This window comes from Streptosporangium nondiastaticum (assembly GCF_003011965.1).
Taxonomy (GTDB): domain Bacteria; phylum Actinomycetota; class Actinomycetes; order Streptomycetales; family Streptomycetaceae; genus Streptomyces; species Streptomyces nondiastaticus.
Genome location: NZ_PXWG01000013.1, coordinates 85,471 through 100,281 on the forward strand (window position 1 = coordinate 85,471; position 14,811 = coordinate 100,281).

The following is a 14,811-nucleotide window of genomic DNA, read 5'->3' on the forward strand; positions in this document are numbered from 1 at the left end:
CCGTGTCACCTGACGGCATGTGGAGCATCGGGGAGCTCGCCGAGCGCGCGGGCGTCACCGTCAAGACCGTCCGCTTCTACTCGGACCGCGGCCTGCTGCCCGAGGCGGGCCGCAGCGCCGGCGGCCACCGGCGGTACGGCCCCGAGGCCCTCGACCGGCTGGGCCTGATCCGGTCCCTGCGCGCCCTCGACCTGCCGGTCCCGGACGTGGGCCGGGTCCTCGACCGCGAGGACGCGATGGAGGGCGCTCTGGAGGACGCCGTCGCGGGGCAGTTGCGGGAGCTCGGCTCACAACTGGCCGCGCTGCGCTGGCGGGAGGCGGCCCTCCGGCTCGTCCGGGACTGCCCGGCCGGGGAGCGCGCCGACCGGCTGCGCCTGATCGGTGCCGTGTCCGCCCCGCCGAGCACGGCCGTGCTGGCCCGGTTCTGGCGCCGCTGGCTGCCCCCGCGGCTTCCGGCGCGCGTGCTGTCCGAGGTCGTCGACCAGGCGGTTCCACAGCCGCCCGCGGATCCGACCCCGGCGCAGGTCCTGGCCTTCGCCCGGCTGCACGCCCTCGTCTCGGAGCCGTGCCCCGGGACGGCCGTCGCCGGCGACTGGCAGCCCGCGGCGCACCGGACCGGGGGCGGCTACCGCCCGGCGGTGCTCTACGAGGGTCTCGGCGAGGCGTACGCGCTGGCGTCGTCCGCGCTGCGGGCGCGGCGGGCGCCGTACGACGGCGAGGCGCTCGACTGCTTCGTCGCGGCTTACGCGTGCTCGCGCGGCACGCGTGACACTCCGGCCTTCCGCCGCGAGCTCAGCAGTCAGCTCGCCTCGGATCCCCGCATCGACCTCTACTGGCAGTTCGCCGCCGAACTGTGGGGCCCGGCGCGGCCGACTCCCGGGGCCTCCCACGACTGGCTCTGCGCCGCCCTGGACGCCCAGATCGCCCGTACGGCGGTGTGAACATCGTCCGACGGCGGTGTGAAGCCCTCCCGGGACCGTTTCCCGTAGCACTCCGGCTCGTTGGCCCATGTACGCGAAAAACGCCATGACCCGTACGAACCGGCACAGGCCGGCAGGAAAGCGAGAAGGCGGAGAGAACTGTGCGTCGAATGAGAATCGTGCTGGCCGCGGCCGTCGTGGCCGGCGCCCTGGCCGCGCCTGCGGCGGCCGCCCGGACCGCGCCCGCGGCACCGCCCGCCGTCCACATGCCCGCCGACAAGCCGCCCTTTCCCTACGCGGACTGCATCAAGGCCACGAAGAAGCGCGGGGAGAGCAAGCGCTACGGCAAGTGGCACTGCGACCAGCTGGTCAAGAAGGGATGGGTCAAGCCCCCGAAGCGCTGACGGCGCGACGGGGGCCCGTGGGCCCGGGGTGTGCGGGCCGGAAGGTCACGCGGCGGAGCCGGCCTCGGCCAGGCGCTCGATGACCGCGGTCAGGGCGGTGGTGACCTCGGCGTCCTCGACGGGGTGCAGCTCGGCGAAGCGCGTCACGGAGCCGGGGATCGCGAGCTTGACGTCCTCCAGGACCGCGGCACCGGCGACGCCGGCGGCCTTGCGGGCCTCGTCCTGCGCCCAGACCCCGCCGTACTGGCCGAAGGCGGTGCCGACGACGGCGACCGGCTTGCCGGCGATCGCACCGGCGCCGAAGGGGCGCGACACCCAGTCGATGGCGTTCTTCAGCACGGCCGGCATGGTGCCGTTGTACTCGGGAGTGACCAGCAGGAGGGCGTCGGCGCGGGCCACGGCCTCGCGCAGCTCGGCGGCGGCCGCCGGGACGCTCCCCTCGACGTCGATGTCCTCGTTGTAGAAGGGCACGTCGACGATGCCGTCGAAGAGCTGGACGTCGGTGCCCGCGGGGGCGATCTTGACGGCCGCCTCGGCGAGCTGACGGTTGTGGGACCCGGCGCGGAGGCTGCCGACGAGCGCGAGGATGCGGACAGACATGGGAACTCCAGAGGGGGGTGATCAACAAGAGTAAAACCGGACCGAGGTCCTGTTTAAAGTTGTAGCACTTATCCGGACCGCGGTCCAGTTATTGCCCCGACGCGCTACGCTGGCTCCATGACCGGCCTCACCCCGCCCCCTCCCAGCCCGGACCAGGGCACCCCCGACGGGACCCACGGCCGCACTCCTGACGGCACTCGGGGCGAGCATCCGGGCCTCGCGCTCATCCCGGTCGGCGAGCCCCCGCAGCTGCGGGCCGACGCGGCGCGCAACCGCACGCGCCTGCTGGAGGCCGCGTCGCAGCTGACGGCCCGGTGCGGGGCCGCGAACCTGACCATGGAGGCGGTCGCCGCGGCCGCGGGGGTCGGGAAGGGCACGGTCTTCCGGCGCTTCGGCGACCGCACCGGTCTCCTGCTGGCCCTCCTGGACCACCGCGAGCAGCAGCTCCAAGCGGCCTTCATCTCGGGCCCGCCGCCCCTGGGCCCCGGCGCCCCCGCGGCGCAGCGCCTGCACGCCTTCGGGCCCGCCGTCATCCGCCACGAGCGCGACCACCACGACCTGATCCTGGCCACCCGCACGGACCCGCTGCGCGCCTACAGCGTCCCCGCCCGCCACCTGCGCCTCACGCACCTCGGCATGCTGCTGCGCGAGGCGGGCGTGGACGGTGACGCCGAGCTCCTCGCGCACACGCTGCTGGGCTACCTCGACACCACGCTCGTCCACCACCTGGCCGTCGAGCGCGGCATGTCCCTCGACCGCCTGGAGGCGACCTGGCACGACCTGGTCACGCGACTGGGAGCCGGCCCGGCCGAATAGCCGAATAGCCGCCGCCGGGCGCCGTCACAGCCCCTCAGACCCGCCGGACCCCACCCCCTCCACGGGCCTCAGGCGAGCGGCTCGCTGAGTTCGATCGCCCGCAGCACGGCGGCGTACGCCCGCGCGCCGCCTTCCGCCTCATCCGCCTCGTAGGCTTCGTCCGCCTCGCCGGCTTCGTCCGCGACATCGAGCGCCGTGTCGGCGAATTTGATGACGTGTTCGTCGCCGTGCTCCACCGCACGCTCGATCACGTCTCCGGCGGCGACACGGCCCGGGGGAACGTACGGAACGGCTTCCGCCGGGGCGTACATCGCCGTCACCGCGGCCGTCGCAGCCCACGCGGCGTGCAGGCCCGGCACCCACAGGTCCCGCGGCAGTGCGGGAAGGACGCGCAGGACGGCGCTGGGAGCCGTGGCCGCGTGCACGAGCATGGTCGCGTCTCCGTGGCCGTGGGTGGCGTAGCGGTGGGTCGCGGCGCGCACGAGCTCGGTGAGCCGGTCCCGGGCCGCGGCCGGGTCGGTCACGTCGCCGGGCCAGACGGGCAGCCGTTCGACACGGGCCAGCCGCGCGGGGAAACCGCCCTCAAGGGCCCGGATCGGGGGTACGGCCTGCAGGCTCGCGGCGGCCTGCGGGGCGCCCGGGAACCAGGTGATGCCGGTGACCGGCCGGTGACGGGCCGCCCAGTAGCCCAGCCCGTGGGCGAGTTCGGTCAGCCGGGGCCCGCTCGCCTCGCTGCGGAGGAGGGCGCGTACGGCGTGGCCGACGCGGATCACGGGGTGGGTCGCTCCTCCGTACATTCCCGGCAGCAGGCGGGGCCACCACGTCGCGAGCACGCTCCTCCAGCCGTGTTCGGGGAGCGCGCGCCCGAAGTACGCGATCCAGTCGGCGGCCCGGCGCGGGTCGCCGAGCGCTCCGGCCCAGTCGGCGTCGGTGACGGGCGCCACGGCGGCCGGGAACTCCTCCAGCCGCTCCTCGTAGAGGTCGAGCCAGCGGTGCACCGCGTCCGGGCGGCCGCGGGCGACGAGCGCCTCGGCCACCATGGGGGCGTGGTTGGTGAGCCGTCCGAGCCGCTCGGGGCCCGCGGCGTGGAGCCGCTGGAACGCTTCGTCGAGTACGCCGCTCGTGTCCGTGATGTCCATACGGAGCACGCTAGGCGCGGCCGCCCGCCGCCGCATCGGGCCGGGGGACCAGCTCCGGCCGCGCGCCGGCCTAGGCCTGGTGACGACAGCCCCCGGTCGGCCGCCTCAGACCCGCGGTCCGCCACGTGCCGTCAGTCGCCTCGCCCACGCGTGCCGTCAGCCGCCGCGCCGGACGCTCGTCAGGTGTTCGTCACTCGCCTCGCCAGACGTTGTCGAAGGCCGCCTGTTCGACGGCCCGCCGCTGCCGTACGGCCTCCAGGTCGAGCAGCGCGTCGTTGACCGCGGCGAGCACGCTCTCGACCGCGTCACCGGACTCCGCCGGCACGTCCTCACCACTCTTGTCGCGGATCCCGGCGGCCGCCGCCAGGGCGGCGAGGACGGGTTCGTCCGCCGCCAGGCGTGCCTCGGCACGGCGGTGGTCGGCCGAGTCGGCCGGGACCGTCCGGCCCGCCCGGAAGGGCATCCAGCGGCTGCCTTGCCGCGTGAGCCGGCCTTCCGCGTCCAGGGCTGCCAGGTAGGTTGACGCCAGGCCGCGGCCCCTGCGCCACAGCCAGTCGCCGACCGGCTCGTACGGTGCTTCCCGGACGAGCGCCGCCGCGGCCTCGTCCAGCACGCGGTCGGCCGGGGCCGGCCGGTCGCCCGGCACGATCCGGTCGCCGTCCAGGGTGACGGCCCCCGCGGCCAGCAGGTCGATCACTTCCGCTCCCGCCAGCGCGAGCGACAGGTCGCCCGGCTCCACAGGGCGCGTGGTCGCCGCGTCCATGGCGGTCATCATCAGATCCCGTGCTGTGGTCATAGAAGGCTCCGCGGTCGGAGGAAGGGCGCCGGGGGCACTGCGCTCCGGTTCAGGCCACCGGCCGAGGGGGCCGGGCCGCTGCTGAACGTCGCCACGGCCCCTGCCCGTACCGTTGTGCCTCCCGCCCCGGGCCCTCAGGCGCGCTCCACGGCCCGTCAGACGTGGTCCACGATCCCCACCTTCCCCTCGGAGCGCGCACAGTGCGCTCCGCAGTACCAGTGGCCGTCCGCCTCGACCCCCTGGCCGATGATCTTGACCTGGCAGTGTTCGCAGACGGGGGCCATCTTGTGGATGGCACAGGTGAAGGAGTCGAAGACGTGACGCGAACCGTCCTGGGTCTCCACGGAGAACGCCAGGTCGTAGTCGTTACCGCAGACTTCGCAATTTGCCATGCGCCGCATGCTCCGCAGGGAGCGCGGGCGAGGCAAGGGTATGGCGGGCGGGTCGGCGAGGCTGCACCCGCCCGGCGGAACCGGCCGGTCCCGCGCCACCGGTCCCGCCGCCGCCCCGGGCGAAGCCAACACCCCGGTGTCCTTAATGCGTTTCATGTGTTTTCCCGGGGCCGATGATCCCATCCGTGTCGGTTCGCCCCCATGGTCGTTCTGCAGGGCATGAAGAACCGCATCGTGACGCGCATTGCTGTGGGATCGGCCCTCCTGGTGTGCGGTGCCGTCTCCGCATCCGGCACCGCCCAGGCAGCCGGCGGGGGCGGGCTCAGCCCGCGGCCGCTGATGAACCGGCTCGCACACCTCACCGACGTCGAGGACAGCCCCGTGGGCGACACCGTCTCCTTCGTCAACGACAAGCTCCCCAAGGAGGCCTCCAGCCGCATCTCCCTCCGGTGACCACCGCCGAGCCTGCGACCGCGGTGCCGGGCCTCCCGGCACCGCACCGGCCGCATGTGGCCCTGCAAGCCGCCGTCGCGGCAGTGACCGCGGCGGCCCTGCTGTTCACCGCCGGGCCCGCACCGGCACAGGCCCGGATATCCGTGCCCGCACAGCCCCGGTCCTGTCAGGCGCCGGTGCGAGCCTGCGTGGCGCGGCTGGAGCGGACGCTCGCCTCCCTGCGCGACCGGCTGGGCTGTGCTCATCACGCGCCCTTCCCCGCCCTGTACGCCCAGTTGCAGCGCGCGCTGGGCGACCTGCTGCTCCGTCACCCCGGTCTCTTCGCCGAACCCGGCTGGCCGGCCCGCGACCTCAACACCGCCTTCGTCCACCGCTACCTGCAGGCCTACGCGGCCGACCGCGCCGGGCAGCCGGTGCCCGAGGCCTGGCGCATCGCCTTCACCGCGGCGCGCGGCGGCGGGACCAACGCCGGGCAGGACGCCCTGCTGGCCGCCAACGCCCACATCCAGCGCGACATGCCGTACGTCCTGGCCGAGTCCGGCCTCCTCCGCCCCGACGGCACCTCGCGCGAAGCCGATTTCAACCGCTTCCAGATCGTGCTGGACCAGGCGTACGAACCCGCCGTACGGGACATCGCCGCCCGCTACGACCCGCTCATCGCCGTGGCCGACGACCGCTGGAACCCCGTTGCGGGCGTCACGGCCCACGAGCTGTTCACCCTCTGGCGCCGCACCGCCTGGGCACAGGCCCGGCGCCTCGCCGCGGCCCGGAGCGCGGAGGAGCTCCGCAGCGCCTCCCGGGCCGTCGAGTCCAACGCCGCCGCCTGGGGCACGCTCCTGGCCGCCGTGCGCGTGCCCGGCTACGACGCCGTGCGCGACGCCTACTGCCACGGCATCAGGCCCCCGGTGGCGCACCCGCCCCGCACCGCGTGGACGGCCCTGCCGCTGCCGCTCCCCGCCGAGCTGCGCACGCCCTGACCTGCCGGGTCAGCCGGGGGCGGCGGTCCCGTGGTGCCGGGCCGTGTGCGCATAATCCCCGGGTGACTTCCCTTGACGAGCAGGTGACCGGTCAGTGGTGCAGCGCGCCCTTCGACGCGGGTGCGATGGAGACGAGCGAGATCGTCCTCCTGGCCGGCGGGCGCGGATGGAGCCGCTTCGAGAGCTTCAGCGGCGAGCTGAGCATCGGCCGGTTCGTCTGGTGCCTGCCCTCCCCCGGCCTGCTGGAGCTGCGGTACACGTGGCGGGTCAGCGGTCAGTGGGGGCCGTCCGGGGACGGGTTCGAGAGCGTGGACGGCAGTGGTCCGGACGACGAGCTGATCCGCACCGCGTACCGCATCGGCACGGAGCGGCCGCCGCTCTCCGGGGAGCCGGTGACCGCGCTTCAGCTCGACGTCCCGGTCGAATGCGCCAGTGCCTTCGCCCTCGGCCGCCGGAACATGACCCCCGCCGACGACCCCTCGTCAGCGGTGGCCCCGTACGCACCGCCCGTCCACCGCACCTCACCCGTACGCTGACCATCGCACCAAACCCTCCCCCGAGCACCCGCCGCGGCCCTACGGTAGGCGGTCGCCACCGCCGAACGAGGGGAACGAGGGGGAAGGTCCGTGGACAAGGAGCAGCGCGCCCGCATCGTCGCCAGGGTCACGGAGGAGCGCGAACGGCTGCGCCCGCTGCAGCCGGAGATGACGCGCACCGTCATCGAACTCCTGCGCCGCACCGTGGCGGAGAAGGAGCCCGGCGTCGTGCCGTGGGTGAACCTGGCCACCATCAAGGCCATACAGGCCAAGCACGGCACGGACGGCGTCCTGGCGCTGGCCCTGTCGCTGGGGAACTGGGCCGCCGCGGTCGCCCAGGACTTCGCCCGCACGACCGGGCACACGGCGGAACAGCTCATGGACTTCTACGAGACGCAGTTCTTCGAGGACGAGGACGAGGACGACGCCTCGTAGGCCGCCGGCCGGCGGCTCACCCGGCGCGGCGCTGGGTGAAGCGCAGCATGTTGCCCGCGGGGTCGCGGAAGGCGCAGTCGCGGACCCCGTACGGCTGGTCGATCGGCTCCTGCAGCACCTCGGCGCCCGCGGCCCGGATCCGTTCGAAGGCGGCGTCGCAGTCGTCGGTCGAGAAGATCACGCCGCGCAGCATGCCCTTGGCGAGCAGTTCCGCCATGGCCTGCTTGTCGGCCGGCGAGGCGTTGGGGTTGGCGGCGGGCGGTTCCAGCACGATCTCCACGTCGGGCTGCGAGGGGGCGCCGACCGTCACCCAGCGCATCCCCTCGAAGCCGACGTCGTTGCGCACCTCGAACCCGAGCACGTCGCGGTAGAAGGCGAGGGCCTTGTCGTGGTCGTCGACGGCGATGAAGCACTGTGAAAGCTTGATGTCCATGCAGCTCACGCTACGGGCGGGCCGCGTGCCGCGCTTCTCCGATCCTGACCGGTTCCGCGCCCCCGGCCGGTCCCGCGTTCCTGGCCGGCCGCGTGAAGATCTTGGCGACGCAGGCCGGAACGGCCGCGCCCTGCTCGTGCGGGCGCGCCCGGTACGCGCTCGGGCTCTCGCCCACCAGCTCGGTGAACCGCGAGCTGAACGACCCCAGCGAGGTGCACCCGACCGCGAAGCAGACCTCCGTCACCGACAGGTCGCCGCGCCGCAGCAGGGCCTTGGCCCGCTCGATCCTGCGCGTCATGAGATAGCTGTACGGGGTCTCGCCGAACGCGGCGCGGAAGCTGCGGGCGAAGTGGCCGGTCGACATGTGGGCCGCGCGGGCCAGGGCGGGGACGTCGAGGGGCTCCGCGTAGTCGCGGTCCATCGTGTCGCGCGCCCGGCGGAGCCGGACCAGGTCGGTCAGCAGCACCCGACCAGCATCGCACGGCCGCGGTGCCGGGAACCCGGCCACGGAGCCGCGGGGCCCGGTCACCGCATCGTCCCCCCGGTGCAGAAGACGCAGCCCTCCCAGTACGGCAGGGCGTCCAGCACGCGGTGGCGGACGCACGAGGCCGTGGCCGCCGAGTCCGGGCCCGGGAAGACGTCCTCGTCGGCGGGGCGCGGGGGCGGGGTGAAGGCCTCGGCCATGGCGCGGTACCGCTGCAGGTAGCCGGGCACGTACGGCGGCTCGTAGGTCAGCTCGTCCCAGCGGTGCCGGTCCAGCGCGAGGTCGATCACGCTCAGCACGAAGTCCTTGGCCCGCGCCCGCTCGTCCGGGGTGTCGCCCCAGTCGATGTCCGCCAGGTCGAACCCGACGACCCCGCGCCCCATGACGTTCTGGTCCTGCAGCGCGAGGAGCGCGGCGAACCGGAAGTCCCAGGGGCGGCGCGCCAGCTCCGACACGGCCAGCCACAGCGCGTCGAGGAAGGCGGCCGTGCCGCCGTTGGACAGGTACAGGTCGTCGCCCGTGCCGCCACTGCCGAACACGTTTCCCATCGCGCCAGCCTAGGGAGCGCCGCGCGGGGGTCGTGATCCGCCCCGGCGAACGGCGGAATCTCGCCGCGCGAGCCCTCTTGCGTTGCCTGCGTCACACCCGTCAGGGTCACTTACCGAAGTCAGCGAGGTTCATGCACGCGCCGCAACTCACATCAGCCCCTTGTGTCCAGGAGGACCGATGCACGAGTCAGCTCCGCAGAACCCCGGGCAGCCCGGCCCGCCGGCCCGCCCCCAGGACTCCGACGTCAGCCGCCGCTTCCTCCTGAAGTCCGCGGGCGCCGCGGGCGCGGGCGTGGGCCTCGGGGCGGTCCCTGCCGGGGCCGCCGCCGCTGCGCCTGCCGCCTCCGCGGTGCCGCGGCGGCAGGGCGCGACCATGATCGGGGTGCCGTTCGAGCGGCGCGGCACCGTGCGGGTCGGGATCGTCGGGCTGGGCAACCGCGGCGCCTCGATGGCGGAGCTCTTCCTGGCGGTGCCCGGCGTACGGGTGGTGGCGCTGTGCGACAAGGTGCGGGCGAAGGCCGAGAAGGTCGCGGCGAAGGTCAGGGCGGCGGGTCAGCCGGCGCCGGCGCTCTACACCAAGGGCGAGGACGACTACGCGCAGCTGTGCGGGCGCGGCGACGTGGACCTCGTGTACGTGGCCACGCCCTGGGAGTGGCACTTCCCGATGGCCGAGGCGGCCCTGACCGCCGGCAAGCACGTGGGGGTGGAGTGCCCGGCGGCCATGGAGCTGGACCAGCTGTGGCGCCTGGTGGACCTGTCCGAGCGCACGCGGCGGCACTGCATGCAGCTGGAGAACTGCTGCTACGGCAAGAACGAGATGCGCGTGCTGCGGATGGCGCACGCGGGCGTCTTCGGCGAGCTGCTGCACGGGGCGGGGGCGTACCTGCACGATCTGCGGGAGCTGATGTTCTCGCCGACGTACTACGAGGGCCCGTGGCGGCGGCAGTGGCACACCCGGCTGCGGGGCGACCTCTATCCGACGCACGGTTTCGCGCCGGTGGCGAACTACATGGACGTCAACCGCGGGGACCGCGCGGTGCGGATCACGACGGTCGGCTCTCCCGCCGCCGGGCTGGCCGCCTACCGCGCGCAGCACATGCCGCCGGGCGACCCGAGCTGGAAGGAGACGTACGTCGGCAGCGACCTGTCGGTGAGCCTCGTGCAGACGGCGAAGGGGCGGGTGATCCGCCTGGAGCACGGGGTCTCCAACCCTCATCCGTACAGCCGGGTGAACACGCTGGGCGGCACGAAGGGCGTGTTCGAGGACTACCCGCCGCGGATCTACCTGGAGCCGGAGATGTCCGGGGACGAGTGGGGTGACTTCGGGGCGTACGCGCAGTGGGACCACTGGCTGTGGAAGGAGCACGCGAACCCGCCCGGCGGGCACGGCGGCATGGACTACATCATGGTCTTCCGGCTGATGCAGTGCATGCAGCAGGGCCTGGTGCCCGACTTCGACGTGTACGACGCGGCCACGTGGAGCGCGCCCATACCGCTCAGCCACGCCTCCATCAGAGCGAAGGGGGCGCCGCAGGAGATCCCGGACTTCACGCGGGGGCTGTGGCGCGCCGGGCGGCCGGGAGTGGATTCGGCCGGGCCGCAGGCACAGCCGTAGGCACGACCGTAGGCGTACGCGAAGGCGCCCACCCCGGTGTTCCGGGGTGGGCGCCTCTCGTGTCTCAACCGGTCAGGTGACCGGCCGGGTCACCGGTCAGGACTGACCGGCCGGGTCACCGGTCAGGACTGACCGGCCTCCGCACGGGCGAGCTCGTTCTCGCGCTGGGCCTTGGCGACCTTGCCGCGGACGAGGTACCAGCCGCCGACGAGCGCCGCCACGATGATCGGCAGGCACAGGACGGTGGTGCGGGACGCGCCCGGCTCCGACGCCATGAGACCCAGCACGCCGGCGAGGAAGACCAGCGTGACGATCTGGGTGTACGGGGCCCAGGGGAGCTTGTAGCCGGGGCGGGTGACCCGGCCGTCCTTGGAGCGGCGGTAGAAGAGCAGGGAGCAGACCATGATCATGCCCCAGGTGCCGATGATGCCGATGGCGGCGAAGTTCAGCACGATCTCGAAGGCGTCCGCCGGGACGACGAAGTTCAGGCCGACGCCCAGCACGCAGAAGAACGCGGTGAGCAGGATGCCGCCGTAGGGGACCTGGCCCTTGTTCATCAGGCCGGTGAACTTCGGCGCCGAGCCCGACATGGCCATCGAGCGCAGGATGCGGCCGGTGGAGTAAAGGCCGGAGTTCAGGCTGGAGAGCGCCGCGGTGAGGACGACGAGGTTCATCACGCCGGCCGCGTACGGGATGCCGATCTTCGACAGGACGGTGACGAAGGGGCTCTCGCCGCCGTGGTAGGCGGTGTAGGGCAGCAGCACCGCGAGCAGGATGACGGAGCCGACGTAGAAGAGGCCGACGCGCCACATGATCGAGTTGATCGCCTTCGGCATGATCTTCTCGGGGTTCTTGGTCTCACCGGCGGCGACGCCGCACAGCTCGACGGAGGCGTAGGCGAAGACGACGCCCTGGATGACCATCAGCATGGGCATCACGCCGGTCGGGAAGATGCCGCCGTGGTCGAGGATGTTGGACAGACCCGGGGTGCCGTCGCCGACCTTGTGCTGGCTGGCCAGCAGGAAGATGCCGACGACCATGAAGACGGAGATCGCGGCGACCTTGATGATCGCGAACCAGAACTCCATCTCGCCGAAGTACTTCACCGAGATGAGGTTCACGGTCAGCACGACCGCGAGGGCGATCAGCGCGAGCACCCACTGGGGGATGTCGCTGAACATGCTCCAGTAGTGCGTGTACGTGGCGACCGCCGTGATGTCGGCGATGCCGGTGGTGGCCCAGTTCAGGAAGTAGAGCCAGCCCGCCGTGAAGGCGCCCTTCTCGCCCATGAACTCACGGGCGTAGGAGACGAAGGCGCCGGAGGACGGGCGGTAGAGGACGAGCTCGCCCAGTGCCCGGACGACGAAGAAGGCGAAGAGGCCGCAGACGGCGTACGCGATGAAGAGGGAGGGTCCCGCGCTCGCGAGGCGGCCGCCGGCACCGAGGAAGAGTCCGGTGCCGATCGCTCCACCAATGGCGATCATGTTGACGTGGCGGGACTTGAGGTCCTTGCTGTACCCGGCATCGCCGGCATCCACGTGCGTGGAGGCCGCCGGCGCCGCCGTGGCGGCGGGCTGGGTTTCGGCCGCAGTGAGGGTGCGGTCACTCATGTGGTACTTCGCCTTCTTTGGAGGGGGCAGGACCGGGCCGTGGTGCTGCTTCGAGGGGGTGGGCCCGGTTACCCGGAGGACCGGCTGGCGACGCCGTTTCTCCGAGGGGTGATGCGATGCCCGCCGGCAGTGAGCCGGGCATGTCCTCCGGCCGGACGCGGGCGGCCCCGGGTGGGGGCGCCTGCGGTCAGGCAGGGGGGAGCGGGCACGAGGGTGCGTGGCCCGGGACCGGCGGTGCTGTTGCTGCCGTCCTGGGCGCCGCTGGGTGGCGCGGGGAGGTCAGCCCCTTAAGGGCCGCCGCCGGCCGGGTGTCGCCCGACGGGCCGGCCTGCCGTGGGGCGCTTGCGCCCGGTGGCACGGCATGGCGCCGGGACGCTGCTGCGCCTCGGTGCTCGGCCGGCTGTCGGTGGACTCCATGCCGTGAATGGTGTGAGGCGCGTAAGGGCGGCGTCAAGACTTCACGGGGAATTGGTATTTCCGCCGGTAAGTGATCGATCAGTGCTGGTCAGAGCGGGGTGGGAGGCGCATTTCCCGGACGCACAAAGGGATTCGCGCGACGGGAAAGGCGTGCTCGTACATGACCGTTTTCGCGCATTGCCCCTGTCTCGTGTGATCAAGGCCACAGGTCCGTGATCTTGCTTTGTGTGCCCCGGGCGATACATGTCGCCTGCATTCATGCATCCCGCATTCATGTCCACTGCATTCATTTCCCCCGCATGCGGGTGGGCGGGCAGCCGGACGGGTGGACCTGGGCCCGGCCGGGCGCGCGGGCCACGGGCGGCGGAGGGGGGCGACTTACAGTGGCCGCCACGGAAAGCAGCAACACGGCGGAGGTGTTTTGCCCATGCAGGTCGCCGGCTGGCACGTAGAAATCGAATTCGACGAGGACGAATCCCGCACCCGGGCCGCCGCCCTCCTGCGACTGCGCGACGGCACCGAGCTCCGTGCCCGGACCAGCTCCACCCGGGACGCCCGCGACCCGAACGAGCCGCGGGTCGGAGAGGAGATCGCCGGCGCCCGCGCCCTGCGCGACCTCGCCGAGCAGCTGGAGCTCAAGGGCCGCGCCGAGGCCCGGAACCTCTCCAAGCACTAGGCGCCGACGCGTGCCTGACCCTCCGTGAGGTGATCGGACCCACGAGATCCGGCCGATTCGCGGGCATATGCACGGAAGGCGGGCGGAAGCGCGGAAGGGGCCTCTCAACTGCGGAGCGAGCACGGGCGGGTGTGCGCCGCACGGCGCTCCGGAGGTGCGGGTGGTCGGCGCGATTACATCGCCGGCCACCCGCTTTTACCTTGCCTATATTGCTGCATGACTATCTCTTGACTAATCTCCCGAAGGCACCGACCGGCACCACCAGCAGCAGAGCGCAGCAAAAATCCCTGGGGCATGCCTTCGCGCGGCGCGCCCCAGGGACCTCCGGTCGGTCATCGTCTCCCGCACCGGCTGCGGGCTTCCGTCAAAGACAGCAGCCGAAGCGGGCCCAACCGACGCCAAACCAGTCTTCGGAGGGTACCGTGAACCATCCCGCCCGGCTACGTGACGCCATCGCCGCGGACGGCACCACCCCCCTCATCGGCATCTTCGACATGTTCTCCGCCTCCGTCGCGGCCCAGCACTACGACGGCATGTTCGTCTCCGGCTTCGGCTTCGCGGCCTCCCACTACGGCCTTCCCGACATAGGCTTCATCGCCTGGCCCGACATCGTGGCCTTCGTGCAGCGGCTGCGCCTGGCCTTCCCCGCGCAGCACCTGCTCGTCGACATCGACGACGGCTACGTCGACCCCGAGACCGCCTGCCACGCCGTGCAGCAGCTGGAGGCCGCAGGCGCCTCCGGGGTGATCCTGGAGGACCAGCAGCGGCCCCGCCGCTGCGGGCACGTCGACGGCAAGCAGATCCTTCCCCTGCAGGAATACCTGGACAAGCTGGACATGGTCCTGGACTCCCGCCGCGACCTCGTGGTCGTCGCCCGCACCGACGCCACGGAGGAGCACGAGATCCTGCGGCGCGCCAAGGCCCTTGCGGCCACCGACGCCGATGTCCTGCTCGTCGACGGCGTCCGCAGCATCGAGTGGATCCGCAAGGTCCGGGACGTCATCGGCGACAAGCCCCTCCTCTTCAACCAGATAGCCGGCGGCAAGTCGCCCCGGCTGTCGCTGCCGGAGCTGGCCGAGCTCGGCGTGGACGTGGCGATCTACAGCACCCCCTGCCTCTTCGCCGCGCAGTCGGCCATGGATCGTGCGCTGGCGGGGCTGAAGGCCCGGGACGGGCGGCTGCCCGAGCACGTCTCCGGCAGCATCGGCGTCGCCGAGTGCCTGTCGCTGCTGGAGAAGAACATCAGCCGTCACCACGGCCGGCCCCGGGCCGCGGCGGCCGGCGCCCGCTGACCCCGTCCCTTCCCCTCCGGCCCTCCGGGGCCGCCCGTGGCCGCGCCCTCATCCCCTCCGGCGCGGCCACGGGCCCGTTCACCCTTCCGGTCCGGTGAACCCGCGGGGACGCCCGGTGAACCGGCAGGGTGCGCCGCGGCGTCTGAAGGACTGCCCCCGTCGCCGACGCGGCGGGCGCGGACAGCAGCCAAGGGCAGGGGACACCAGACCGTGAGCCGGACCGGCACGACAGACAGCAGCACCCCGGCGGGCATACCCGCCGGCACAC

18 protein-coding genes are annotated in these 14,811 nt (G+C 72.8%); 10 read left to right on the plus strand and 8 right to left on the minus strand.

Annotated elements, in window-relative coordinates; genetic code table 11:
• Window positions 1–2: 2 nt before the first annotated feature.
• Together B7P34_RS08725 and B7P34_RS08730 are read left to right on the plus strand one after the other, a co-directional pair.
• Window positions 3–941, plus strand: coding sequence for a MerR family transcriptional regulator (locus B7P34_RS08725; RefSeq protein ID WP_223267649.1), 939 nt, complete (start codon window positions 3–5; stop codon window positions 939–941).
• A gap of 149 nt (window positions 942–1,090) precedes the next feature.
• On the plus strand, window positions 1,091–1,324 hold the full coding sequence (locus B7P34_RS08730) for a hypothetical protein (protein ID WP_106675230.1): 234 nt from the start codon (window positions 1,091–1,093) through the stop codon (window positions 1,322–1,324).
• Between the two features lie 45 nt (window positions 1,325–1,369).
• Here the strand turns inward: B7P34_RS08730 and B7P34_RS08735 are convergent, their stop codons facing one another.
• Complete coding sequence (locus B7P34_RS08735) at window positions 1,370–1,924, minus strand: NADPH-dependent FMN reductase (protein WP_106675231.1); 555 nt, start codon at window positions 1,922–1,924, stop codon at window positions 1,370–1,372.
• A 117-nt stretch (window positions 1,925–2,041) separates the two neighbouring features.
• Here B7P34_RS08735 and B7P34_RS08740 point away from each other — a divergent pair, with 117 nt between their 5' ends.
• Window positions 2,042–2,740, plus strand: coding sequence for a TetR/AcrR family transcriptional regulator (locus B7P34_RS08740; protein WP_106675232.1), 699 nt, complete (start codon window positions 2,042–2,044; stop codon window positions 2,738–2,740).
• A gap of 68 nt (window positions 2,741–2,808) precedes the next feature.
• Here B7P34_RS08740 and B7P34_RS08745 read toward each other — a convergent pair whose 3' ends face one another.
• The 3 genes from B7P34_RS08745 to B7P34_RS08755 all read right to left on the minus strand — a co-directional run bounded on the left by B7P34_RS08745 (window position 2,809) and on the right by B7P34_RS08755 (window position 5,067).
• On the minus strand, window positions 2,809–3,879 hold the full coding sequence (locus tag B7P34_RS08745; protein ID WP_106675233.1) for a questin oxidase family protein: 1,071 nt from the start codon (window positions 3,877–3,879) through the stop codon (window positions 2,809–2,811).
• Between the two features lie 190 nt (window positions 3,880–4,069).
• Window positions 4,070–4,675, minus strand: a complete 606-nt coding sequence (locus B7P34_RS08750) for a GOLPH3/VPS74 family protein (protein WP_106675234.1) — start codon at window positions 4,673–4,675, stop codon at window positions 4,070–4,072.
• Between the two features lie 155 nt (window positions 4,676–4,830).
• A complete protein-coding gene (locus tag B7P34_RS08755; RefSeq protein ID WP_106675235.1) occupies window positions 4,831–5,067 on the minus strand; it encodes a hypothetical protein in 237 nt (78 codons plus the stop codon).
• A gap of 201 nt (window positions 5,068–5,268) precedes the next feature.
• On the opposite strand from B7P34_RS08755, the gene B7P34_RS08760 reads away from it, so the two are divergent.
• The 4 genes from B7P34_RS08760 to B7P34_RS08775 all read left to right on the plus strand — a co-directional run bounded on the left by B7P34_RS08760 (window position 5,269) and on the right by B7P34_RS08775 (window position 7,468).
• A complete protein-coding gene (locus tag B7P34_RS08760; RefSeq protein ID WP_106675236.1) occupies window positions 5,269–5,520 on the plus strand; it encodes a hypothetical protein in 252 nt (83 codons plus the stop codon).
• A gap of 56 nt (window positions 5,521–5,576) precedes the next feature.
• Window positions 5,577–6,497 carry a DUF5995 family protein gene (locus tag B7P34_RS08765; protein ID WP_146166772.1) on the plus strand — a complete coding sequence of 307 codons (921 nt, stop codon included), beginning with the start codon at window positions 5,577–5,579 and terminating at the stop codon, window positions 6,495–6,497.
• Between the two features lie 62 nt (window positions 6,498–6,559).
• Window positions 6,560–7,033 (plus strand): hypothetical protein, encoded by a 474-nt coding sequence (locus B7P34_RS08770; RefSeq protein WP_146166773.1) that lies wholly within the window; start codon window positions 6,560–6,562, stop codon window positions 7,031–7,033.
• Window positions 7,034–7,123: 90 nt separating this feature from the next.
• Window positions 7,124–7,468, plus strand: a complete 345-nt coding sequence (locus B7P34_RS08775; protein ID WP_106675239.1) for a hypothetical protein — start codon at window positions 7,124–7,126, stop codon at window positions 7,466–7,468.
• Window positions 7,469–7,484: 16 nt separating this feature from the next.
• On the opposite strand, the gene B7P34_RS08780 is transcribed toward B7P34_RS08775, so the two are convergent.
• The 3 genes from B7P34_RS08780 to B7P34_RS08790 form a co-directional block, all read right to left on the minus strand.
• The gene (locus B7P34_RS08780) at window positions 7,485–7,901 is read right to left on the minus strand and encodes a VOC family protein (protein WP_106675257.1); all 417 of its coding nucleotides are present in this window, start codon (window positions 7,899–7,901) and stop codon (window positions 7,485–7,487) included.
• A 10-nt stretch (window positions 7,902–7,911) separates the two neighbouring features.
• Entirely contained in the window at window positions 7,912–8,322 is a 411-nt protein-coding gene (locus B7P34_RS08785; RefSeq protein ID WP_106675258.1) for a helix-turn-helix transcriptional regulator, read from the minus strand.
• A 104-nt stretch (window positions 8,323–8,426) separates the two neighbouring features.
• Window positions 8,427–8,933: a hypothetical protein gene (locus B7P34_RS08790; protein ID WP_106675240.1), complete on the minus strand. Its 507-nt coding sequence runs from the start codon at window positions 8,931–8,933 to the stop codon at window positions 8,427–8,429.
• A gap of 178 nt (window positions 8,934–9,111) precedes the next feature.
• Here B7P34_RS08790 and B7P34_RS08795 point away from each other — a divergent pair, with 178 nt between their 5' ends.
• Window positions 9,112–10,548, plus strand: a complete 1,437-nt coding sequence (locus tag B7P34_RS08795) for a Gfo/Idh/MocA family protein (RefSeq protein WP_106675241.1) — start codon at window positions 9,112–9,114, stop codon at window positions 10,546–10,548.
• Window positions 10,549–10,670: 122 nt separating this feature from the next.
• On the opposite strand, the gene B7P34_RS08800 is transcribed toward B7P34_RS08795, so the two are convergent.
• Window positions 10,671–12,158 carry an amino acid permease gene (locus B7P34_RS08800; protein ID WP_106675242.1) on the minus strand — a complete coding sequence of 496 codons (1,488 nt, stop codon included), beginning with the start codon at window positions 12,156–12,158 and terminating at the stop codon, window positions 10,671–10,673.
• 844 nt (window positions 12,159–13,002) lie between these two features.
• On the opposite strand from B7P34_RS08800, the gene B7P34_RS08805 reads away from it, so the two are divergent.
• Both B7P34_RS08805 and B7P34_RS08810 read left to right on the plus strand, forming a co-directional pair.
• Window positions 13,003–13,251, plus strand: a complete 249-nt coding sequence (locus tag B7P34_RS08805) for a dsRBD fold-containing protein (protein WP_030365751.1) — start codon at window positions 13,003–13,005, stop codon at window positions 13,249–13,251.
• A 422-nt stretch (window positions 13,252–13,673) separates the two neighbouring features.
• On the plus strand, window positions 13,674–14,543 hold the full coding sequence (locus B7P34_RS08810; protein WP_106675243.1) for an isocitrate lyase/PEP mutase family protein: 870 nt from the start codon (window positions 13,674–13,676) through the stop codon (window positions 14,541–14,543).
• The last annotated feature ends 268 nt before the right edge of the window (window positions 14,544–14,811 follow it).